This is a genomic window from Thalassobacillus devorans (assembly GCF_011761345.1).
GTDB classification, from domain to species: domain Bacteria; phylum Bacillota; class Bacilli; order Bacillales; family Halobacillaceae; genus Thalassobacillus; species Thalassobacillus devorans.
In genome coordinates this window covers 220675-242369 of record NZ_JAASRY010000005.1, presented here as the reverse complement: position 1 = coordinate 242369, position 21695 = coordinate 220675, and the positions used below count along the sequence as shown (strand labels likewise).

The window sequence follows — 21695 nt, the reverse complement described above, 5'->3', positions numbered from 1 at the left end:
TTCAAATACTTCCGAATAGAATGAATTTTATTTCGCATCTCCATTGCCCTCGTTAAATTACGTCGCTATAATAAATATATTATTCTTTTTTCGAAGGAGGAACTTGGTTTGCCTATCAATATCCCGAAAGACCTGCCAGCAGGAGAAATTCTCTCAGAAGAGAACATTTTTACGATGGACGAAGAAAGGGCGAAAACCCAGGATATCCGTCCTTTGAACATACTGATCCTGAACCTGATGCCAGAAAAAGAACGGACCGAGACTCAATTGCTGCGGTTGCTCAGTAACTCTCCACTTCAAGTAAATGTCGAGTTTTTACATACCGCTACTTATGAGTCGAAAAATGTGAGCAAGTCACACTTGCAGCAATTCTATAAAAGCTTCAAAGATATCAAACACCAGCGTTTTGATGGCATGATCGTGACCGGCGCGCCAATTGAACAGTTGCCGTTCGAAGAAGTTGTATACTGGGAAGAACTTACGGAAATCATGGAATGGACAAAAGACCATGTCACTTCCGTCATGCATATATGCTGGGGTGCCCAAGCTGCACTTTACCACCATTACGGTATTGGTAAATATGAATTGCCTCAAAAGTTGACCGGAGTGTTTAAACATCGCTTACTGCAGAACAATATTAAGCTTGCCCGAGGCAGTGATGATGAATTTGTGGTGCCTCATTCCCGTTATACCAGTGTTTGTGAGGAAGAAATCCTGGCACACGATGACCTGATTCTCTTATCTTCTTCAGAGGAAGCTGGCCCATGTACTATCCTTTCGAAGGATCAAAAACACGTAATGATCACCGGCCACATTGAGTATGATGCCGAAACACTAGGAGACGAATACCACAGGGATACAAATAGAGGGCTAGAGCCCCATGTACCTGTTGACTATTTCCCCGACAATGACCCAGAGAAGAAGCCATTAAACCGCTGGCGTTCTCATGCGTATTTGATGTTCTATAATTGGCTGAATTACTATGTATATCAGGAAACACCGTTCTCCTGGAAATAACACGTAAAAAACTTTTTTAAAGGAAAAAAATGATAGACGGCTTCCAAAAATTATATTATTATATATATACAGATTCAGCTTTATCAAACTGAATAAAACTCCAAAGGGGAGTAGCTGACAGTTATGTCGACAATACGTGATTATTGATCACCGGCTTAACTGGCAACATTATGTTGTTTGCGAGACCTTTGCCCAATGCGGTAAAGGTATCTATATTGACTTCACCAAACCTTTACCACATCGTTGGTAAAGGTTTTTTTATAGCCCGTAAGGGGGAGAACAGTATTTAATCTTTATATCTATCACTTCAAAAATGTGTATAGCAAAGTAAAACATCCTTTATGTCAACATTAGATCAAGGAGGTAACAACGATGATTACCAAAGTGCTAAGCAAGCTGAAAATCGGATCACCTAAAGTGGATTTGATCTTAAATAGGAACGAGCTCACCCCTGGCAGCACCGTCTCCGGTTCCTTTCATTTACATGGCGGCTGGGTAAGCCAGAGGGTGAACCGGCTGGAGTGCGACTTGGTGAAAGAACAAACTGGCAGAAAACCAGAATTCGTCGAGCCCGTAACCACGGTATTAATGTCAAAAACTATTGAAGCGAATGATAAAACGGAAGTCCCTTTCCATTATCAGTTACCGGAAGAACTTCCACCTACCACAGATTCCATTACCTACCGCTTACGAACAAAGATTGTTTTTAAGGATGATGCCAAAAGTTTTGACCATGACGAAATCATCGTTAGGAATTAAAAAATAACTATTTTGAAGGAGAACATGAATTGGACATTTCTTTATTGATGGAATATGGATGGGTACTATTGATTCTCATTGGCTTAGAAGGTATTTTGGCAGCAGATAACGCCCTCGTTATTGCTACGATGGTCAAACACCTGCCGGCAGAAAAAAGAAAAAAAGCATTATTTTATGGGTTAGCTGGCGCATTCGTATTCCGCTTCGGATCTTTGTTCATCATTTCCTACCTGGTGCACATTTGGCAAGTTCAGGCGATCGGTGCACTCTACTTGTTCGGCATCGCTGTCTATCACCTATTGAAAAAGCATGTACTGAAACCTAAGATGAAAGCTGTAAAAGAAGTGAAAAAGGGATCAGGATTCTGGGCAACTGTTATTAAAGTAGAGTTGGCAGACATTGCATTTGCCGTCGACTCCATTCTAGCTGCTGTTGCCTTAGCAGTTACATTACCAATGACTAGCATGCCTGAAATTGGTGGAATGGATGGCGGTCACTTCGCTGTCATCCTTGCTGGAGGAATCATCGGCCTTGTAATCATGCGATTTGCAGCCAGCTATTTTGTCGGCCTGCTCGACCGCAGACCTGGCCTTGAGACCGCTGCCTATTTGATCGTCGCCTGGGTTGGTGTTAAGCTCGCCGTCTATACCCTGGCCCATCCAGAACTCGCCATCCTTGCAGAAGGCTTTGCTAAAAGTGCCGGCTGGAAAATCACCTTCTGGTCTGTCCTTCTTTCCATTGGTATTGGAGGCTGGTTCTTATCTAAAGAAAAACCTCATCAAACTGTGGAGAATAAACCTGTTGTACAGAATTAATTATATAAAAAACTGCTGGAATTCCAGCAGTTTTTTGCTTTCAGGTAGAATAATAGAAAATTTATTAATGATAGTGAGGTTGACCTTGGGTCTTCCTCTTCCCCTACCTCTCCTTTTGGCAAGTCGTAGAACCAATTGCCTGTAGAGTGACAGCCAAGAAACATTTTTCCATTTGACAGTATTAACCCTGCTGATAACTTTTTCATTAGGATCACCTGCTCTTAATATTTATCCGTAGTATTCCCTTATATTAACTTGTACACACCAAAAACCTATCCTGGATATATTCCTAGGATAGGTTTGTAAATTAATTATTTAATAGTTTCTCTAAATGTCTGATCGTCGGGGTCAGGTTGGCCATGAAATATGATTCTTTCAACCTTCTAGCTGGATTGCTTTTTTGCAGGTAAGCCGCTCCGCCGTTATGCAGCATATCCGCCTGGACGGCTTTCAGTGCAAGCTTGGCTACGGCTAAACGAACTTTAAGAATTTCTGTCCATTCTTGTCCAGTGACCAACGTGTATAATTTATTGCGAAGATATGCATGTTTTTCGGCAAGTTCGTCAGCTTGAACAGTCAAATGACAATTCGCTCCGCCTTGTTTCCTGGATGCTTTTCGAATGGATTCAATTGAAGCTTCAATAATCCCCAATCCTAAAGGTACCTGATAAAGTACGAAATACGGACGAATCTTTTTAATAAACTGTTGAGCGTTGGTGGAGATGATCCATTTCTCAGGAATAAAGACATCGTTGAACTGGCAGGCAAAAGTAGCACTGCCGTTAACCCCGAGGTAATCCGCTTTCTCTTTGAACTTTAGACCTTCAGCCTCGCACGGAACAAATGCCATTAGGTGCTTCCCCTCATTGGTATTGGCTACCGCTCCGAACCAATGACCTTTTCCCAGGTTAGAGACAGAAGGCAAGTTACCGGATAGGATCCAGCCTTCCTTTTTTCCTTCCGCCTGCAAATGAAGGGGTTCCAGGCCGGCATAGTTTTTCATTGGGTTGGACAACCCCGTTGCCCCAAGTGTCTCCCCATTTTCCAGCTTAGGAAGCAATTCTCTTTTAAGCGTTTCCTTATCGCTGCAGCGCAGGTAAGTCAATGAAGCGAGATGGCACCACAGATTGAAAGCCGTTGTCATACATGTTTTCGCTGTTTCTTCGACCAGCTGCATCTCATTGTAAACGACTTTGTCTTCTATGTGACCTGGCGACTGAAACAAGCCAGCCTTCCCCAGACTTAGCAGATAATCTTCCGCATAAAAGGCGTCGAGATCCACTTTCTTAACGTATGGTTTCAATTTTTCTTTGATCAATGGGGCTATTATATTATGTTGATCCGCATTCCCTTCGGTTATCATAGCCGGTCAGCGCCCCTTTCCATAAACTAATACAAGTTAATCATTGTTGATTTCAGTAATCGAATCGAGCGGAGTATTTACTGCTTCCCGGGCACGTTTCACCGCATCTTCATCTGGTGCATCATAAAAGCAGAGGCATTTCGTCATATCTTCACAAACATACGTCCTCGAGAAAGACACCTCTGGTACTTCCGCATAATGTACGGAATTCTTTTTCTTGCGTGCCAGGTATTGATCCATTGTGAGATCTTCAGGAAGATTCCACTCGACTAGATAGTTCACTTTATCTGCCTGCTTTTTCACTTCTTCCAGTTCTTTTCCAACAATCCGTACTTCCTTGATCAAGTCGATTGCTACACCTTCATCTTTCAATGCCTTTTCTAGGGTATCAGCACTTTCTGATTCAAAGATGAAAAAGACTCTTTCGAAATCTTTGGAAACCTGTACTTCGATCAGATTGACATTATTTTGTTCTAAACTTGTTTTTAATTTCTCGACGGATCCTTCAAACTCTTCTTTATCAGATATTTTTTCTTTTAACGTGGATTCTACTAAATATAACGCCATTTCTTATCCTCTCCTCATAAAATAATTATTCCGATAAACTTAATCAACTTTAACTATATTGTTAGTTTATGATACTAAGTTCAAAAAATCAACCTAGTATTATAAAAAAATTATGTTATCATCAAATTACGAAAATCAATGGAGGGAAAAACATGAAAGCTACTTATGATTTACCTTGCAATATAGCACAAACTTTAAACATCATCGGCGATCGATGGACGCTATTAATCGTTCACGAAATATTCATTGGTAACAATACCTTCACTGAGATCAAAAAAGCGTTGAATGGGATTTCATCCAACTTACTGTCAGATCGCCTGAAATATTTGGAAGAAAGCGGACTCGTCGCTTCCTCCCTATATAGCGATCATCCCCCTCGCTACGCTTATAATTTGACAGATAGCGGAAAAGATCTTGAGGATGTCTTCAATTCTATTATCCTATGGGGACGACAGCACCTCGATAAATGTTATAAGAAAATCATCCACGATAAATGTAACCATGAAGTTGACATCACGTACTACTGCTCTCATTGTAACGAGAATGTTAATGAACTTTCCGTGGTGGAAGTAGATTAAAGACAGGGACCTGGCCCTGTCTTTTTTATTTCAGTCAGTCGTTCGGTACAATTCCCCATTGCTTTTCAATCCAACGTTCAAACAAACGAATTGCTTTATCCAGCAGCAGCCCACATACACCGATGAAAATAATCCCGGCAAGCACGAGATCCAGCCGCAGCAGATTCCGGGCATCTACTATAAGGTATCCAAGTCCCGATTGCGCCCCTACCATTTCACCAGAAACGAGGAAAATCCACGCAGTTCCGAGACCGATATGAAGTCCATTAGCGATAGCTGGAAAAGCCGCCGGGAAAATGATTTTCGTCATTAACTGTGGCTGTTTGATCTCTAAATTCCTGGCCAGCTTCAAATAAGTTCCATCCACCTTTTTAACCCCTGAGACAGTTGATAAAAGAACGGGGAAGAAGGCAGCAATGAAAATAATGACAATCGCCGGAGCACTACCGATACCGAACCATAACACGATGAATGGTGACCACGCAATTGGGGCTACTGGTCTTAACAATTGAACAATCGGATCGAAAATATCCCATAGCTTCGTCATCCTTCCTAACAGCAAGCCGAGCAATACAGCCACGATTACAGCTGAAAGGTAGCCGACCAAAAAGCGATACATACTTACCTTCAAGTGTTCAAAAAATGTCCCATCCGCAATCAAAGAAACGATACCTTCCGCTACCATAAGTGGCGGAGGTAATAATGCTTCCTCGAAATCAAACAGCATTGTCGTCAATTGCCAGATTACTATAATGATGCTTATGCCTATGAAAATATTAGTAGTTTTCCGTAGCGTTTTCATTCAATCACTTCGCCTTATCTATGAAAGTATTATCTACAAATTCTTCATAAGAAGGAGGATTTTCTGACAACCCCATCTCCTGCAGGTAGCTGCTCAACTCCTGGTAAGAATCTTCAGGAATTCTTAAATCATCATAAGAAATCCATTTTAAGGACAAGTCCATCACTTCTTCGTTTACTTTCATGTATTCCGAAGCTACGTCATGAACATGCTGGTCTTTTTTCTCTGCCTCTTTACCAGCTTCCACATAGCTATTCATGAATTCCTGAACCAGTTCTTTATCTTTCTCGATAAAATCATTGTGTAAAATCAATGCACAATCCACAGAATCCGTCCATAATTCATCAGATTGATAGAGGACTTTACCTTTTCCTAACGCAACAGACTGGGCACCAAAAGGTTCTGCTACCACGTAGCCCGCAATTCTGCCTTCGGAAAGGGCGGCAGGCATTTCAGCTGGAGGCATTTCCACAGCATTCACATCTTCATAGGCTAATCCCTCTTTTTTCAGCATTTGGTACAGGAGAATATTATGTGTGGAAAATTTATGTGGGATCGCGAACGTTTCTCCCTTTAAATCTTGAACACTTTCTATTTCGTTATCGGTAACCAGAACGTTACCATCCCGGTGTCCCAATGCTACTGCTTTCAAATCGATTCCTTGTTCTTTCGCTTTCATCGCAACGGTTACTAAAGCAGAGGCTCCATCAATTTGTCCCGTATTTAATGCGTCCATCAAATCTGGCCAAGACGGAAATTTCACCAGCTCAATATTGAAATTCTTATCTTGTTCTTCTATTAAATGCTTTTCCATATATAAAGGGACGGCATGGGTAATCGGTAAGTATCCCAGCTTGATTGTCGGCTTACCATCTCCGTCGGTTTCCGAATCCGAACCACATGCACTCATGACGAGAAGCAGTACCGAGAATGAAGCTATCCATAGCATTTTTTTTGCAAACATAATAATCAGTCCTCCGATTACTTTTAAATATTATATTCCAAAGAAGGAGTTGCACTGCTCAATTGGAATTCTTCCAGTATCAATTTCCTGAAATATTGAAAGTCTCTTCCACTTCTGTCTCTTGGTTTATAAGCGTTGATTACCACTTCTCGTTGGATATCACCGGAGTTGGTGCTCATAATGAAGACCCGATCAGCCAGGTAAATCGCTTCATCAATATCATGGGTAACCAATATTATCGTTGTGTTGGACTCTTTTTGTATTTTAAGGAGCTCGTCTTGCAGGTAATAACGATTGAAGGTATCCAATGCTCCGAATGGTTCATCCATTAAAAGCAATTCCGGCTCGATTGCCAAAGCTCTAGCAATCGCTACCCGCTGCTGCATTCCACCCGATAACTGATGTGGAAAGCGATCCCATTTATCCTCGAGGCCAACCATTTGAAGATAGTGAAGAGCTTTTTCTTTTCGCTCTGCTGAGGAAAGGTTAGTGTCTTCCAAACCTAATTCCACATTCTTTTGCACCGATCTCCATGGTAATAAGCCATAATTCTGAAAAAGCATGACACTTCTTCTACTGGGACTGCTCACTTTCTCTCCTTCAAATAAAACACTTCCATTATCCGGGGTTTCGAACCCGCCAATTACATTTAGCAGTGTACTCTTTCCACACCCGCTTTGTCCGATGACCGCAATTGTTTCTCCTCTTTCAATATCGACATTGATATTCTTTAATACCTCATCTTTTGTACCCTTGTTTAGAAAACTCTTCGTCAAATTCCTGATTTGAATCGCATGATCACTCAATTGCCAACCCCCAATCCCATTAATTCATATAAAATTACTGTGTTTTAATGTTGTAAGTTATTCTATTATACTTTGTATAAAAAAACAACTGGCTTCGCCAGTTAAATTTCATCTATTTCCTTACATCCAGAAATAATCACTCGGCAACTCCATATGTTTCCTTTTGGGAGTCACGATTGTCAATATACCATTTTCAAAATAAGTGGAAGTTTCTTCTTGTGAAATCAAAAAAGGCAGTGTAATAGATCGCTCTGCTGTGTGTACGGACTGTTCTTTATGGTAATGATTGTTAGCTTCATCGATTGTTTCGATAATTTCCTTTTTCTCTGCAGATATCCACAATTGATTTCCTGATATTTCTACTCTCACATGGTCTTTATCAAATTCCGGGAGCTCCGCTTTTACAATAACTTCTGTTTTAGTTTCTTGGATGTTTATGGGGATTGTTGCGGAATTGAAGAAAGGCTTCAGCTGCTTCATCGTTTTATCGAAGAAGGTATCAACGGAGCGGAGGAAATCATAAAATCTTTCGTCGAACAAATTCGGCAGGTTGTTTTTCTTGGGCGCCATTGGCCCTCCCCCTTTCCTTTATTCACTAACAAGTTATGTTATATGGGCGGAAATGTACCCGCTAACCAGTTAAATTGGGCGCAAGCAAAATTCGAAGGGGAAAATACTGATTATTTCCAATTTTACCATTATAACCAATTGTATTTACCATCCAATTATTTTCCTATAAAATGACAATGCTAGAGATGGAAGGGGAGATAAGAATGTTGAAAAAAGTTTTTCTAATAACAGGACTACTCATCGCCCTTGTTGCAGCCGGTTGTTCTCAATCAGGCGCTGACGAGGAAAATGAATCTAACGGTCAGGAAACACAAGAAAATGAAAGCGCTGAAAATAATGGTGACGCAGATGAAAAAGCAGTAAAGTCCGCTCTGCTTAAGACTCAAATGAACCTTGCTGAGGAGCTTCGCCCGCATCATTCAAAGATTGCTGGCTACGAAGCCATGAAAGCGGATGAAGAAAATCAGCCAGAGGAAGAAGAGTTGCAGGCAGCTGGTGAGGAAGCGCAAGCTGCAGCAGGAGAAGCTGTGAGCGCGGTAGAAAGCTTTGAAGTCAGTGAGGAATTGCCTGAAACCATGAAAGAGGAATACAACAGTGCGCTTGATTCACTGAAAGCTTATTATGATGAAGCACAAAGCGCGTTAAAAGAAGCGCCTGAAGAAGCAGACTTATCAGGAGCACAGGAAAACTTTGACCAGTTCCAGGAAAAACTGGACAGTGTTTATGAAGAGGCAGGATTGCTGCCAGTAAATATGAGTTCGGAATTAAGCTAATTAAGTTAGGCAGGAGGGAGAGATCCCTTCTGCTTTTTTTATTCAGAAATACCGTTCAAATATTGTATAAAAAAGGAACCAGGCCAGGCGCAAAAGCGCTAGATCTGGTTCTTCTTTTTTATAGAATTCCAATTGATGCCAGCAAGATAACAAATGCGACAGAGATGATTGGAATCAGGACGGCTACAACGAAAATGTCTTTGTAACTGTCTTTATGTGTCATACCTGTGATAGCGAATAACGTCAGCACGGCACCATTATGCGGCAGTGCGTCAAGGCCGCCGGATGACAGGGATGCGATCCGGTGAAAGGCTTCCGGACTGATGCCGGTATTCTGGGCAATTTCATAATACTTGGAACCGAGTGCTTCCAGTGCGATTCCCATCCCCCCGGATGCGGAACCGGTAGCACCGGCTAAAATATTTACGGCGATGGCTTCTGAAATGAGTGGATGTCCTTTGACTCCCATTAGTAATTCTGTCAGCCGTTCGAATCCTGGCACTTCACGAACAACAGTACCGAAACCGACTGCCGCACTTGTATTGATGATAGCGATGACAGATCCGTTTGCCCCTTTGTTCATCGATGAAATGAAGCGTTTGAATTTACCCGGGTTCAATACCATAATCAAAAGGATACCAGCGATCAACGCTGCGACAACATCCCAGCCAAATACATTCAATGTAATAAGTACAGTTAATAGTGGAAGTACAGAAAGAAGAAAGTTCGGGTCGTCCTCTTCTTCCACTTCCATCATATTTTTATCATTTGGCTCGGTGAAGACTTCCCCTCTGTTGGTCAGTTTCTTTTCCTGCCACCTCAAATAAAAATATCCTCCGACCGCCATGATGATAGCAGCGATAATCCCCATCGCAGGTGCTGCCATAGCGTCTGTCTGGAAATACTGCATCGGGATCAGGTTCTGAATCTGCGGTGTTCCCGGAATGGCTGTCATCGTAAAGGTAAATGCTCCTAACGCGACGGTTGCCGGGATTAGTTTTCTAGAGATGTTCGCCTCGCGGAACAAGGATAGTGCCAGTGGATAGACGGCGAAAACGACGACGAACAAGCTGACGCCCCCGTAAGTCAAAACTGCTGCAGATGCCAGCACCCCAAGAATCGCGCGCTTTGTTCCAATCAGTTTTGTCAATGCGACAGCGACAGACCGGGCCATGCCAGTGTCTTCCATCAATTTCCCAAAAATAGCACCAAGCATGAAGACAGGGAACCATGCTTTAGCAAAATCAACGAACCCGCCCATATACGTATCTTTATAGGCGTCTAACAGATCGAGGCCGCCCGTGACCGCTACAACACCTGCAGCGATCGGGGCCACCCAGATGATGGACCAGCCGAGATAGGCCAGTGCCATCAACACGATGAGACCTAATAATATTCCAAGCATGTTGATTCCTCCACTAATAAAATAGTTTCTCCCAAACCTCTATTATTTCTATCGTTACACGATTTCTACCAGCATGGCGATGCCCTGGCCTCCCCCGATGCACAAGGACGCGATGCCGTACTTTTCGTTTCTGCGTTTCAGTTCTTTAATGACCGTATACAAGACACGAGTGCCACTTGCACCAATTGGATGGCCAAGTGAAATGGCACCACCATTGACGTTGACTTTGTTACGGTCTAAACCGAGCTCTTTTTCTACTGCCAAGTATTGAGCGGCGAATGCTTCATTAACCTCGATCAAACCGATGTCCTCCATTGACAGGTCCGTTTGCTCCAGTGCTTTTTTGATGGCCGGAACTGGTCCGATGCCCATGTATGCTGGATCGACGCCTGCTACACCCCATGATACAATTTTCGCAAGCGGGCTCAGGTTCTTTTCTTCTACAAAAGTTTCACCAGCGAGTACGACTGCTCCAGCCCCATCATTGATACCGCTTGCATTCCCACCAGTGACCGTGCCGTCTTTTTTAAAGGCAGGCTTTAGTTTTGCCAGCCCTTCAGGCGTAGTGTCCTCACGAATATGTTCATCAGTATCTACAACTGTAGTTCCTTTACGTGTTTTCACTTCCACCGGAACTATTTCTTCTTCGAACTTGCCACTATTGCGAGCTTCTGCTGCTCGTTTGTGACTTTCTACTGCATAGGCGTCCTGCTCTTCCCTTGAAATCTCGTATTTCTCAGAAAGGTTCTCAGCTGTAACACCCATGCCTTTGCCAATATATTCGTCCGTCAAAGTAGCCCACAGCATATCATCTACTTTCGGTGTACCAAGCTTGGTACCGAAACGGCTGCCCCGCATGGCATATGGGGATTGGCTCATATTCTCCACCCCGCCAGTCAAGGCGACTTTGCCCTCCCCGAGCTTGATGGACTGGGCTGCTGATACGACAGATTGCAGGCCGGATCCACACAGTCTGTTAACCGTAAGTGCCGGGCTTTCCATCGGCACACCGGATTTCAATGCAATATGCCTTACCATATATGGGGCGTTATTCGCGGAATGGATGACATTCCCCATTACCGTCAAATCAATATCCTCAGATGTTATGCCGCTTCGCTTGATCGCTTCTTCGCTTACCGTCACCCCAAGAACGGTCGGGTCAACGTCTTTCAGTGAACCGCCGAAGCTTCCAAATGCTGTTCGTGCTCCTTCTAAAATATAAACATTCTCCATGTTGGCTTTCCTCCTTTTATTGAGCGGTATAGCCGCCGTCGATAACAACTGCCTGCCCGGTTACCCCTTTTGCCTGGTCACTGGCAAGGAATAATGTATAATCAGCTACCTCCTGTACCTGAAGCAAACGTTTTTGTGGCACTAATGGATAGATGACTTCCTCCAATACTTTTTCTAACGAGACGTTCCGATTGTCAGCCAGGTCCTCCAGCTGGTTGCGGACAAGCGGCGTATCAACATAGCCTGGGCAAACTGCGTTCACGGTGATACCGTGTTCTGCGCCTTCCAAGGCTGTGACTTTTGTCAGGCCGATGACACCATGTTTGGAGCTGTTATACGCAGATTTACCTGCAAAACCGACCAATCCGTTGATTGAAGCCATATTGATAATACGGCCAAAGCCTTGCTTTTTCATGATTGGGAAGACATGCTTGGTAGCCATGAATGGGGCAACCAACATAACTTTTGTGATGAACTCGAATTTTTCCGTTGGAAAATCCTCTATGGAGGCTACGTGCTGAAGTCCGGCATTATTAATCAGCACATCAAGACGTCCATATTTTTCTGCAGTCTGGTCGATTGCCTGCTGCAGCTCTTCCTCTTTCGTGACATCACATTTAACGCCGATGCACTCATATCCCTCATCACTAAGCTTCTTCACAGCTTCCTGCAATTTTTCTTCATTGATATCACTAAAAGCTACTTTAGCGCCATTTTTGGCAAACTCTACTCCGATTTCGTGGCCAATCCCGCTTGCCGCTCCTGTAATGAAAACTACTTTGTTTTCTACCATTAACTTCATCCCCCTGCTAAAAAATTAAAATGTTGCCGATAATAGATTTTCGCTGACATTCAACTCTGCGCCAGTTGAATCAATTACTTCATCTACTGTCCATCCTTCTGCGACTTCCACTAAAAGAAGCCCATCATCCGTCACATCAATCACGGCACGGTCGGTGATGATACGGTCAACCACACCTTCACCTGTAAGCGGCAATGTGCATTCCTTAAGAATTTTCGACTCTCCATGTTTATTGACATGATCCATGATGATAACGATTTTCTTCGCGCCATGCACAATATCCATGGCTCCGCCCATGCCTTTAATCATTTTTCCAGGAATCATCCAGTTTGCGAGGTTGCCAGTTTCTGAGACTTCCATACCGCCAAGAATGGCAAGGTCCAGATGCTCGCCACGAATCATCGCGAAAGATTCTGCACTGCTGCAGTATGATGCTCCAGGTGCCGCCGTTACGGTTTCTTTTCCGGCATTGATCAAGTCTGGATCGACTTCAACCTCGTATGGGGAACGTCCAATTCCGACCAATCCATTCTCAGACTGAAGCACAATCTCTTTATCTTCCTGGATGTAGTTGGCGACCATTGTCGGCATCCCGATACCAAGGTTGACGTAGAAACCATTCTCAATTTCGCGCTCCGCTCGTTTTGCAATTTTTTCTCTTACTAGTGCTTTATCCATGTTCACTGCCATGATGTTTCCCTCCTATTGTGCTTCTTTTCTCAAAGTGAGACGTTCAATGCGCTTCTCCTGTTTGCCTTCGATTAATCCCTGTACGTAGATACCAGGTGTATGGATGTTATCTGGATCCAACGAGCCGACTTCTACCAGTTCTTCCACCTCTGCAATTGTCGTCGCACCGGCTGCTGCGATTTCAGGATTGAAGTTGCGAGCCGTCTTATTATAGACAAGGTTTCCAAGGCGATCGCCTTTGGCAGCACGGACAAGACTGAAATCCGCTTTCAAACCTGTCACCATAAGATAGTCTTTCCCATCAAAATTACGTACTTCTTTCCCTTCCGCGATTGGTGTTCCTACGCCTGCTGGTGTATAGAAAGCCGGAATTCCGGCACCACCGGCGCGGATACGTTCCGCCAGCGTCCCCTGCGGCGTCAGTTCCACTTCCAGTTCTCCTGCCAGCACCTGGCGTTCGAATTCTTTATTTTCACCAACATAAGAGCCGATCATTTTATCAATCTGTTTATTTTCAAGGAGCAATCCAAGCCCCCAGTCATCCACACCACAGTTATTGGAAATAACTGTCAAATGCTTCACCTTTGATTCTACTAATGCCAGAATCAGGTTCTCCGGAATCCCTACCAGTCCAAACCCTCCAACCATGATAGTTGAGTGATCTTTAATATCTTTTACTGCTTCTTCAAATGATGTATAAATAGTTTTCATCATGCTACACTCCCTTCACCTTTTTATAATGCAAGAACCGTGCCAACTTTTATACTGAATGAAAATTCAATAATGAAGGGGAATTCAATTGAAAGCGCTAACAATGAAATTACGAGTTTCTGGAAAATTAACTATCATCCTATCATATTAATAATGAAAACCCTTTCTCGCACAACAAAAATAAACCATTCCATATAATTGGAATGGTTTTTCCGAATTTCCGGAATGGCTTATAAGTTATACTTTTTCACTTTGTCATACAGGCTTGATTTTCCGATGCCAAGCATTACCGCCGCTTTCCCTTTGTCTCCATGAACCTTTTTTAATGTCCGTTCAATCGCCTGGCGTTCTGCCGTTTCCATAATCGCCTTCAAGCTTCGATCCTCATCCACTAACAGTGCGTCCGGCTTAATGTGATCCGGCAGATCATCCAATTCAACCATTTCATTGCTCGTCAGGTGGACAGCTGCCTCGATGACATTTTCCAGCTCGCGGACATTTCCCGGCCAGTGATACTCAAGGAAGCAGTCATACACGTGCGGTTCAAAATCGACGACCCGCTTGCCAATCCGTTCAGTTACTTTTTCCAGCAAATATTTTGCCAGCACACGGAGGTCCTCCGGTCGTTTCCGAAGCGGTGGAATATCAATCTGGACAACATTAATCCGGTAAAATAAATCTTCCCGGAACTTCTGCTGTGCTATTAACTCCTCGAGTGGCTGGTTGGTAGCAGCAATGATCCGTACATCAACTTTCTGTGGATTAACCGATCCGATTGCTTCGACTTCCCCCTCCTGCAGGACTCGGAGTATTTTCACCTGAGCCTGGAGCGGCATATCCCCGATTTCATCCAGGAAAAGAGTCCCGCCGTCTGCCATCTGGAACTTCCCTGGCTTGCCGCCTTTCTTGGCACCAGTAAATGCACCTTCCTGGTAGCCGAACAGCTCTGACTCGAGAAGGTCAGCTGGAATTGCCGCACAGTTTACTTTGACGAATGGTTTCGTGTTACGTTCACTCAAGTGATGGATACTATGGGCGAACAACTCTTTTCCTGTTCCGCTCTCACCACGGAGCAGCACAGAGACATCTCCTGGAGCCACTTTTTTAATTTTATCTTTTAATATGTGCATCTCCGAAGAATTGCTGATGATATCATGAAGAGAATAGGAAACTCCGTTCAGTTTTTTCATTTGATTACGGTACGTTTCCAGCTCCAGGAACAAATCTTTAATATGGCTGTTCAGCTTCAGCCATTCCTCCGTATCCCGGAACAGCACCATACCAAGCGCGCCGACCACTTCTCCATCTGCCCGGAGTGGAATTCGATGGGCGATCATATAATTACCGCGAATATACTGCAGGTCCGCAAGTTCTTCTTTTCCTGTTTCCGCAACGATATGCATCCTGGTATTCTCAATCACATCGGTCACATGCTTCCCGCGGACACCCTCTTTATTTACTTCGAGAAAATCACAATAACTATCATTCATATAGGAAACAAAACCATTGCGATCCACGACGACAATACTATGATTGACATTACCGAAAATCGTCTCTAATATTCCATCCCGGTAATCCTCTAATATATCAAGCATTCATTCACGCTCCTGATGTAAAATCTATTTGCAGTCTATTTTACCATGAGAGCGATTTCAATCCACCTCCCAATATTTACGAGCTTCTCGATCCGCAGTCACTTTATAAATGTTTTTCAATGTAGTATGTATATTATTCAAGGTGACCAGTACAAACCCAAGCATAATAAAAGTAACAATTTCCCCTGTAAAAATAGCTACAATCCCTAATAAAATCATATAAATGGTGTTCCATACATTGTTCATGAACTCCTTCCCCCCTTTAAGCTACTGGTATGTCTCGTCATTGAGTTGTCTCATATCCTGTTGCTATTTCTCTCTTTTTTTAAAATTTGTCTCCCTTATTCTCGAAAGTGTCTCATATAATTTTAATATTGTCTCTCTTACTTCCTCTTTTTCCTCTCATAGGTTATAGATTGTCTCGTATAATAATAAATTGTCTCATAAACCGGCATTTCAAGTTACATACACACCAACCACAGTGATACACATAATATAGAAGAAACTGTGATGGAGGTAGCAACCTATGATCCATACTGTCAAACCCGGCGAAACACTGACACAGATCTCTCGTGATTACCGGAAGCCATTGGCTCAAATAATTCAGGCTAACCCCACCATCAACCCTGATCTCATCTATCCCGGGCAAGGGATTAATATCCCCGGCTTACCTAACCCGGCATCCATTCCTTATAGCATTGATATTTCACTCAATAACCGAACGCTTCGCCTATTAAGGAATGGGGTTCAGCAAAAACAATATCCGATTGCGGTAGGCAGGATCCTTCATGGTACTCCCATAGGAAATTATGTAGTCATCAATAAAGCCCCAAATCCTGGCGGACCCTACGGCACCATGTGGATGAGTCTTTCAAAACAACATTATGGCATCCATGGCACCAACGATCCAAGCTCCATTGGAAAAGCAGTCTCTCGTGGCTGTGTCCGAATGTATAACAAGGATGTGGAGGAACTGGCAAGAACAATTCCTATTGGCACCAGTGTCTTCATCCATCCGTAACGGTCATTTTCCCATTACAGGAATCCACCTATAAAAGTGGAAGATAGCGAGCAGTATTAGCCCTGCTGACTTTTTTCAGCTCGCCTCCTGTGATTCCTTTAATAATCTATTATAAAAAAATTGTACAACTATTAAACAAAATGTTTAGTTTTCTTCCTTAGGTGGTATTGTCTACCATTACATGGAAAGGGAGCTTGATATAATGAAAGATCCTCGTGACGCAGCAGCTAATATGAGTGAAGATAAAAAAGACGACATCATGCAGAATTTCCAGAACTTCAAGGATTATTTAGGTGACCAGGTTAATAAAGGTGAAAAACTTGGACTTGGCGAAGAGGGACTTACAAAAGGCGCCAAGCGTGTGGGGGATTACCTAGCTAAGAACGAAGATCCAAGAAACCGCGAAGAAAAATTACTGAATGAACTTTGGAAGTTTGCCGACGAAGAAGAACGGAAGCATATGGCGCATGTTCTTGTAAAACTTGCCGATTCAACAAACTAATTTTAGCAGGGGGGCTGTTCCCTAAGTATTTTAAAGACTTAAGGGGGCAGGCCTTTTATTTGTACCTGTCTGCTTATTGATCGTAAATCCATCTATTTGCTCACTCATAACTCTATTTTTTCGCTCCTTTTCACAAAAAAATGAAAAAACCCCGGCCAGGATTTGTTATCCTGCCGAGGTCATTACATCAGGCCCCAGGTGTTTCTTCTAAATCATCAATTCTTCTCTCCAAATACTGGGTGTCTTTTCTGGCATTGAATTTCTCTGCCTTCTCCACTTTTACACCAATATTATAGTCTGGAATTTTAGCAAACTGTTCATAGCGGCCTTTTGGCAACAAGAAGTTTCCTTCCGGGAAATGCACCCCAAGGTTTCCTTTTGCGATATTGGCAAACCTGGCTCTCCCTTGGAAAATTCCGTACTGGTTATATAAAACCACTGCTTCTCCATCATGTATCCGATTATCTTCCGCATCCTCACGGTTGATCAAGACATCATAACGTTCAGCTCCATTAATTGGGTCGGTCTCCTTGTAGACCATTGAATTGAACTGCTTGCCACGGCGTGTTGTCAGATAAAAATCACCTGGCTTTTTGTTCAAATCAGGTATTTCTACCGGAATCAGGCTCCCTTTCCCGTCTGGTGTCGGGCAAACGCCCCCTTCACATAACCAGGCTCCTCCCCATTGAAAGACGTCCCCCTGTTTTTTTAAATGCTGGACGCCATCATAATTCGGGTTGGCTTTGGCTATTTCTTCACGGACGGCCTGACCATCCTTAAAATCGACCAAATGAGCGGATTCTGGTTTGACTCGCTTGGCCAGGTCGATGTAGATTTTCCATTCGGTACGGGCTTCTTGGATTTTATTTTTATTCCCTTCAATTTCCGGTGAAAAATAAACCATACGTTCTGTAGAAGTAGATGTACCGCCGCCTTCCTGTTCATATCGGGTCTTAGCCGGTAATACAATCACCGCTTCTTTCGCATCGACAAGTGTGGAAGTATTCAGGATGATATCCTGATGGACGCGGATATCAAGCTCCGATAATGCCTGCTCAACAAAATCAGGATCCGGCATGGTTTCTAGGAAATTCCCACCGGATAAATAGTACAGCTTGATTTTCCGTTCATGATCCTCCGGAAGCAGGATATTTTCAAGCGTCACACCGACGACATCTCCCTGCCATTCAGGAAGGTCAAACCCCCATAGCTTTTCAATTCTTTCAACATTATCACCTTTGAAATCTCCGCCAGGAAGCACAAATGGATCGGCGCCCATTTCACCACTCCCCTGCACACTGGAGTGACCGCGAAAAGGCATCAACCCATTATGTTCTCTCCCAAGGAAACCACGAAGCAATGCCAGGTTCGCTACCTGGGAAATGTTATCCGTCGCAAAGGAATGCATTGTCAAACCAAGCGCCCAGGCAAAGACAGCATTTTTGCTATTCGCAAGCAGTTCAGAAAGCTCGATAATTCGTTCTTTTGTAACTCCCGACGATTCGGTGATGGCATTCCAGGATTGGGAGATAACCTGTTGTTTTAATTCGTCATATCCATTAACATGCTCCTCAACAAATTCATGATTAATGGCAGCACCGTGCTGCTTTTCTTCCATTTCGAACCAGTGCTTCATAATACCATGCATGAATGCAATATCCCCGCCAATATTGATTTGATAAAAGTCATCAGCTACTTTAGTTCCAAACAAGGCCGACTCTGGATTGGATGGAATCCAGTATTGATCCATCGACGGCTCACGGTATGGATTGATAACTATGATTTTTGTCCCCTTTTTCTTTGCTTCGAGCATATACTTAGTCGAAACTGGTGAACTATTGGAGGCAACACTGCCCCAGAATAACAGGACATCTGTGCCGATCCAGTCTTGATAATTCGCAGTAGAAGCCCCTACCCCCACTGAACGCTTTAATGCGGTCTTACTAGGCGAGTGACAAATACGGGAAGCGTTGTCGATGTGATTGGTGCCAAGAAAACGGGCTACTTTTCCCGCAACATAATAAGATTCATTGGTGATACCCCGAGAGGTGAGGTAAAAAGCATACTGCTTCGGGTCCAGAGCTTTCATCTTATCTGCAATCATTTCCATGGCATCTGCCCAGGCCAGACGGGAAAACTTCCGCTCTCCTTTTCTGCGGATCATCGGGTACGGAATTCTGCCAAGCTCCCTTAATTCTGTACTGGAATACTGGCGAAGTTCCTCTATATCGGCGTGCAGGACCTCTTCATTAATAGCAGGCATTGTATTTAAACGAAGCACATTCAATCGTGTCGTACATATATGCGGCCCGGTCAATGTCTGATCGTAAAGACCGGAAACGCCTAATGCACAGCCGTCACACACACCTTTGGTAATGATGTTCTTGGCATAGTTTAAGTTATCCTTGTTATCCCAGGCGACTTTCATCGTATCCCGGATATGCTTAGGCTTTACCTTTCCCAGACCGAACGGGATTGGGCTCACCCAGTGTTTCGGTGCAGGTATTTTAGATTTTTTCATCGGTCCTTGGTGTTTGGTTTGTCCCATATATATTCTCCTTACTATTTTTAATTCAAAGAGCAAAATAGCTGACGCCATGCAGCGATTCCCATTGGCTATAAACAAAGAAAAAACCACCATAATCCTCTGCTTGTGCTGTCACGTACAAAGGAGTATGGTGGTTAAGCCTTTGGCAGGTTCGCTGCGAAGTACCAAACCATTCTATTATGAAAATTTCTTTTCTAAATCTTCACTAAAAACGAAAATCGACATCCCGAAGTCTTTTTCTATATCGATATCAACAAATAAATCTACGAAATCACATTGCAGGAATTCTTCCATTTCCACAGGGTGATTTTGCCGGTACATATTTTTGACCATTTCCGTACGGGCTGCACGTACCATTTGCTTGCCCTCTTCCTCATTGGCAATGAACTTTTCTACAGGTGACAGGTTGCCTTCCATCTCGCATATGGCCCAGTTCTTGCAAAAGGTGGTACTGATTTTACTCGGTCCTTTTCCCATATGCCGTTTCCGAAAAGCTTTTACTAGATTGCTGAATTCAGCTTCGTATTTATTCATCGTTGCTTCAACCTTTTCTATTATACTCCTTAAATAGTAGTTGTATGGAGACCAAAAATCAACTAGAAAGTTTCTGTGAAGAAGCCGTGGAACCTTGGGCTTGCTTCAGCTGTTTCATATCGATGCGGATGATTAGTGAAACAATAAGTGCTACCACAAACATGGTGCCAAAAATTGATAAGGTCAAAGCATAGCTCGCAGTCACTTCCCTGATCCAGGAGGCTAAAATCGGCCCGGCCAGACCGGCCGCAGCCCATGCGGTCAGGATATAACCATGGATAGCACCTAACTGCTTGGTTCCAAACAAATCTCCGATATAGGCTGGGATAGATGAGAATCCTCCGCCATAACATGTGATGATCAAGAAAACGACTACCTGGAACAGGATGGCATGAGTAATTCCGGGAAGCGCAAAGAATGCAACAACTTGTATGATAAAAAACATTGTGTATACATTTGGACGCCCAATATAGTCAGAAATTGATGCCCAGGCTATCCGGCCTGCACCATTGAAAAATCCCATCAGGCCGACCATTGTCGCTGCTGCTGCAGCGCTAAGTCCAGCAATTTCCTGTGCCATCGGGGAAGCAACAGACAGTATTGCGATTCCGCATGTGACATTGATAAACAGCATAACCCATAAATACCAGAACCGGCGTGTCTTGACTGCTTCATTGGCAGTCAATTGAGAAAGATCCGGGGTTTTCTTATTGTCCTGGCTGAATTCTCTCATGTATCCTTCTGGCGGTCTTTCCAAGTACAGTGCCGATGACATCATGATGACAAAATAGGCTGCACCCAGAATAAAAAAGGTAGCTGGAATACCGACCGAATCGATTAAGTTAGCCATCACCGGGCTGGCTATCATAGCAGCAAAACCGAACCCCATAATTGCGAGGCCTGTGGCCAGCCCCCTGCGGTCAGGAAACCATTTTACCAGTGTGGATACAGGAGTAATGTACCCAATACCAAGCCCTATTCCTGCTAAAACACCATATGTAACATATAAAACCCAAAGCGATTCTAATGTTGTAGCCAGACCTGAACCAATCATTCCCATACCGAAAAAGCCAGCTGCCACCATCCCTGATACACGCGGGCCATACTTTTCCACGAAATGTCCCATAAATGCTGCCGATAACCCTAGAAATAAAATGGCGATACTAAAAGTCAGCGATACACTACTAAGACTCCAGCCATACTCCTCGATCAATGGATTCGTAAACACACTCCAGGCATACACGGAGCCGATAGAAATATGAATCCCTACAGCAGCTAACGCAATCAGCCAACGATTTTTTGTTTTTTTCAAGCTATTTCACTCCCTTTATAAAAAATAAAAAACGCCCTCACTTTACTTTTGCAGAATTTTTCCATGCAAAAGCAAATGACGACGTGTTAGCTACAAGCAGGCTCACTACTTGTACACCAAAGTAATCGTTTGCAATAGTTGACGACATTTAAAATCGACGACAGGATCGCTATCTCGCATCTTAAATGTTACAATTTTATGAACATAAATTATGATAGCGGTTTTTAGCTGAAATTTCAATATTTTTTCTAAATTTTACATCGACCGATTCTTATTGCTTGTATTTTATTTAGATGAGTCGGTATATTTTAATAACGAGATTTTTATA

Annotated in this window: 23 protein-coding genes; 7 read left to right on the top strand and 16 right to left on the bottom strand. The window is 43.3% G+C overall.

Annotation, left to right across the window (positions count from 1 at the left end; all coding sequences use genetic code 11):
- Positions 1 to 108: 108 nt before the first annotated feature.
- The 3 genes from metA to FHS45_RS16380 all read left to right on the top strand — a co-directional run bounded on the left by metA (position 109) and on the right by FHS45_RS16380 (position 2591).
- On the top strand, positions 109 to 1017 hold the full coding sequence (metA, locus tag FHS45_RS16390; RefSeq protein ID WP_062439891.1) for a homoserine O-acetyltransferase MetA: 909 nt from the start codon (positions 109 to 111) through the stop codon (positions 1015 to 1017).
- Between the two features lie 372 nt (positions 1018 to 1389).
- On the top strand, positions 1390 to 1776 hold the full coding sequence (locus FHS45_RS16385) for a sporulation protein (RefSeq protein WP_062439894.1): 387 nt from the start codon (positions 1390 to 1392) through the stop codon (positions 1774 to 1776).
- Between the two features lie 29 nt (positions 1777 to 1805).
- On the top strand, positions 1806 to 2591 hold the full coding sequence (locus tag FHS45_RS16380) for a TerC family protein (protein ID WP_062439896.1): 786 nt from the start codon (positions 1806 to 1808) through the stop codon (positions 2589 to 2591).
- Positions 2592 to 2898: 307 nt separating this feature from the next.
- Here FHS45_RS16380 and FHS45_RS16375 read toward each other — a convergent pair whose 3' ends face one another.
- The gene (locus FHS45_RS16375; RefSeq protein WP_062439901.1) at positions 2899 to 3954 is read right to left on the bottom strand and encodes an acyl-CoA dehydrogenase family protein; all 1056 of its coding nucleotides are present in this window, start codon (positions 3952 to 3954) and stop codon (positions 2899 to 2901) included.
- Between the two features lie 36 nt (positions 3955 to 3990).
- A complete protein-coding gene (locus FHS45_RS16370) occupies positions 3991 to 4521 on the bottom strand; it encodes a DUF4242 domain-containing protein (RefSeq protein ID WP_062439904.1) in 531 nt (176 codons plus the stop codon).
- 152 nt (positions 4522 to 4673) lie between these two features.
- On the opposite strand from FHS45_RS16370, the gene FHS45_RS16365 reads away from it, so the two are divergent.
- Complete coding sequence (locus FHS45_RS16365) at positions 4674 to 5099, top strand: winged helix-turn-helix transcriptional regulator (protein ID WP_062439907.1); 426 nt, start codon at positions 4674 to 4676, stop codon at positions 5097 to 5099.
- A gap of 34 nt (positions 5100 to 5133) precedes the next feature.
- Here FHS45_RS16365 and FHS45_RS16360 read toward each other — a convergent pair whose 3' ends face one another.
- The 4 genes from FHS45_RS16360 to FHS45_RS16345 all read right to left on the bottom strand — a co-directional run bounded on the left by FHS45_RS16360 (position 5134) and on the right by FHS45_RS16345 (position 8241).
- Positions 5134 to 5901 (bottom strand): ABC transporter permease, encoded by a 768-nt coding sequence (locus FHS45_RS16360; RefSeq protein WP_062439910.1) that lies wholly within the window; start codon positions 5899 to 5901, stop codon positions 5134 to 5136.
- Positions 5902 to 5905: 4 nt separating this feature from the next.
- Positions 5906 to 6865, bottom strand: coding sequence for an ABC transporter substrate-binding protein (locus tag FHS45_RS16355; RefSeq protein ID WP_148349980.1), 960 nt, complete (start codon positions 6863 to 6865; stop codon positions 5906 to 5908).
- A gap of 23 nt (positions 6866 to 6888) precedes the next feature.
- The gene (locus FHS45_RS16350; protein WP_062439912.1) at positions 6889 to 7671 is read right to left on the bottom strand and encodes an ABC transporter ATP-binding protein; all 783 of its coding nucleotides are present in this window, start codon (positions 7669 to 7671) and stop codon (positions 6889 to 6891) included.
- A 120-nt stretch (positions 7672 to 7791) separates the two neighbouring features.
- The gene (locus FHS45_RS16345; RefSeq protein ID WP_062439915.1) at positions 7792 to 8241 is read right to left on the bottom strand and encodes an Hsp20/alpha crystallin family protein; all 450 of its coding nucleotides are present in this window, start codon (positions 8239 to 8241) and stop codon (positions 7792 to 7794) included.
- A gap of 203 nt (positions 8242 to 8444) precedes the next feature.
- Here FHS45_RS16345 and FHS45_RS16340 point away from each other — a divergent pair, with 203 nt between their 5' ends.
- Positions 8445 to 9014, top strand: a complete 570-nt coding sequence (locus FHS45_RS16340; protein ID WP_062439918.1) for a hypothetical protein — start codon at positions 8445 to 8447, stop codon at positions 9012 to 9014.
- 118 nt (positions 9015 to 9132) lie between these two features.
- Here FHS45_RS16340 and FHS45_RS16335 read toward each other — a convergent pair whose 3' ends face one another.
- The 7 genes from FHS45_RS16335 to FHS45_RS16305 all read right to left on the bottom strand — a co-directional run bounded on the left by FHS45_RS16335 (position 9133) and on the right by FHS45_RS16305 (position 15696).
- A complete protein-coding gene (locus tag FHS45_RS16335) occupies positions 9133 to 10419 on the bottom strand; it encodes a GntP family permease (protein ID WP_062439921.1) in 1287 nt (428 codons plus the stop codon).
- A 54-nt stretch (positions 10420 to 10473) separates the two neighbouring features.
- Positions 10474 to 11652: an acetyl-CoA C-acetyltransferase gene (locus FHS45_RS16330; protein WP_062439925.1), complete on the bottom strand. Its 1179-nt coding sequence runs from the start codon at positions 11650 to 11652 to the stop codon at positions 10474 to 10476.
- Between the two features lie 16 nt (positions 11653 to 11668).
- Positions 11669 to 12445 carry a 3-hydroxybutyrate dehydrogenase gene (locus FHS45_RS16325; RefSeq protein WP_062439928.1) on the bottom strand — a complete coding sequence of 259 codons (777 nt, stop codon included), beginning with the start codon at positions 12443 to 12445 and terminating at the stop codon, positions 11669 to 11671.
- Positions 12446 to 12469: 24 nt separating this feature from the next.
- Positions 12470 to 13144, bottom strand: coding sequence for a 3-oxoacid CoA-transferase subunit B (locus FHS45_RS16320; RefSeq protein ID WP_181949516.1), 675 nt, complete (start codon positions 13142 to 13144; stop codon positions 12470 to 12472).
- A gap of 12 nt (positions 13145 to 13156) precedes the next feature.
- A complete protein-coding gene (locus FHS45_RS16315; RefSeq protein ID WP_062440649.1) occupies positions 13157 to 13855 on the bottom strand; it encodes a CoA transferase subunit A in 699 nt (232 codons plus the stop codon).
- 230 nt (positions 13856 to 14085) lie between these two features.
- On the bottom strand, positions 14086 to 15450 hold the full coding sequence (locus FHS45_RS16310; RefSeq protein ID WP_062439940.1) for a sigma-54 interaction domain-containing protein: 1365 nt from the start codon (positions 15448 to 15450) through the stop codon (positions 14086 to 14088).
- A gap of 57 nt (positions 15451 to 15507) precedes the next feature.
- Complete coding sequence (locus tag FHS45_RS16305; protein WP_062439944.1) at positions 15508 to 15696, bottom strand: hypothetical protein; 189 nt, start codon at positions 15694 to 15696, stop codon at positions 15508 to 15510.
- A gap of 280 nt (positions 15697 to 15976) precedes the next feature.
- Between FHS45_RS16305 and FHS45_RS16300 the strand changes: the two genes are divergently transcribed.
- Positions 15977 to 16471 (top strand): L,D-transpeptidase family protein, encoded by a 495-nt coding sequence (locus tag FHS45_RS16300; protein WP_062439947.1) that lies wholly within the window; start codon positions 15977 to 15979, stop codon positions 16469 to 16471.
- A 202-nt stretch (positions 16472 to 16673) separates the two neighbouring features.
- Positions 16674 to 16973, top strand: coding sequence for a DUF3243 domain-containing protein (locus FHS45_RS16295; protein WP_062440651.1), 300 nt, complete (start codon positions 16674 to 16676; stop codon positions 16971 to 16973).
- A gap of 187 nt (positions 16974 to 17160) precedes the next feature.
- Here the strand turns inward: FHS45_RS16295 and FHS45_RS16290 are convergent, their stop codons facing one another.
- From FHS45_RS16290 to FHS45_RS16280, 3 genes are all read right to left on the bottom strand, one after another.
- A complete protein-coding gene (locus FHS45_RS16290) occupies positions 17161 to 19521 on the bottom strand; it encodes an FdhF/YdeP family oxidoreductase (protein ID WP_062439950.1) in 2361 nt (786 codons plus the stop codon).
- Positions 19522 to 19698: 177 nt separating this feature from the next.
- Positions 19699 to 20055 carry a Na-translocating system protein MpsC family protein gene (locus tag FHS45_RS16285; RefSeq protein WP_062439954.1) on the bottom strand — a complete coding sequence of 119 codons (357 nt, stop codon included), beginning with the start codon at positions 20053 to 20055 and terminating at the stop codon, positions 19699 to 19701.
- A gap of 58 nt (positions 20056 to 20113) precedes the next feature.
- Positions 20114 to 21367: an L-lactate MFS transporter gene (locus FHS45_RS16280; protein ID WP_062439957.1), complete on the bottom strand. Its 1254-nt coding sequence runs from the start codon at positions 21365 to 21367 to the stop codon at positions 20114 to 20116.
- Positions 21368 to 21695: the final 328 nt, after the last annotated feature.